1 protein-coding gene is annotated in these 1,123 nt (G+C 67.9%); it reads right to left on the bottom strand.

Annotated elements, in window-relative coordinates:
• On the bottom strand, positions 1–936 hold a 936-nt coding region (locus N878_RS21630), incomplete at its 3' end, for a DUF4105 domain-containing protein (RefSeq protein ID WP_256218118.1).
• Between the last annotated feature and the right edge of the window lie 187 nt (positions 937–1,123).

Here is a 1,123-nt window from a genome sequence, read left to right as displayed (position 1 = left end):
CAGCACCCAGGCCTTTTCCGCCGCACCCAGCGGCTCGGCGCGGCCCAGCAGTTCGCGCTCGCGCGAGGGGCGGTAGTCGATGCGTTCGATCAGCCCGGCGTCCTTCACCGCGCGCACGGTGTCGGTGGGGATGGCGGTGATCGGGAAGTGCTCGGTCAGCTCGATGCCGGGGCGGGCGATCTCCAGCAGTTCGAGCAGGCGGTAGGAGCAGTTCTCGTCGAAGAAGAAGTAGTCGAAGCGCACCTGCTTGAGTTCCCACACGTGCTCGACCATGCGCCCGGTTTCCTCGGGGCTGAGGTTGAGGCGGTATTCCCACAGATCGCGGTTTTCCAGGCGACTGTATTCGCTGAGTTTCTCGCGGTAGGGCACCAGGGCGAACAGCCCGGGGTAGCCGCCCATCAGCCCGCGCCAGGCGTAGAGGATGCTGTTGTCGTCGCCCTCGATAAAGGCGCCGAAGTTCAGCGCGTAGCTGAGCAGGGCGGTGTTGTGGCTGTCGACGTCGGCCTGGTCGATGCGCAGCAGGGTGTGGCCGAACATCGACGAGGGGCTATTGAGGTAGGCGGCGGGGAACACCAGCACGGTGCTGTGCGGATTGACGTCGGCGAACCAGGCGCGGTACTCGGCGCAGTCCGGGCTGGGCAGATCGTCCAGCGCCAGGCGCTCCTTCAGCCAGCGGGTGCGCGCCGGGTAGACGCACTGCGGGTGGCGGTCGCCCAGCTCGGCCGGCTGGTACAGGGCCTCGAGCGTGGCGGCCAGCTCCGCGGCCGGATCGCTGGCGCCAGCCTCGGCGAGGAAGAAGGCCTGGTCGTCGACGTAGCTGCGCCAGCCGCCGAGCTTGCCGGTCTCGTAGTGGCCGAGGGCAATCCAGTAGGGATCGACGGCCAATGTGGCCAGCGGCGTGGGCGAGGCGGCCTGCAGCGGCAGGCTGAGGCTCAGGGCGAGGGCGGCGAATGTCCGTTTCAAGGTCGCTGTTCTTCTAATAGTGGCGATGGCCGAGCTTTGGCCAGGCGCGTGGCGGGTGTCAAGGCGGCGCTTGCGCGGTTGCCGTGCAACTTGGCCGGCAGCGGCCACACTTAAGTCATAGCCTCGAGGAGTTGCATCATGACCGCCCACGACACCGCCG

This window comes from Pseudomonas sp. EGD-AK9, assembly GCF_000465935.2.
GTDB lineage: Bacteria > Pseudomonadota > Gammaproteobacteria > Pseudomonadales > Pseudomonadaceae > Aquipseudomonas.
The sequence above is the reverse complement of the archived record's forward strand: the minus strand, read 5'-3'. Positions and strand labels throughout refer to the sequence as shown.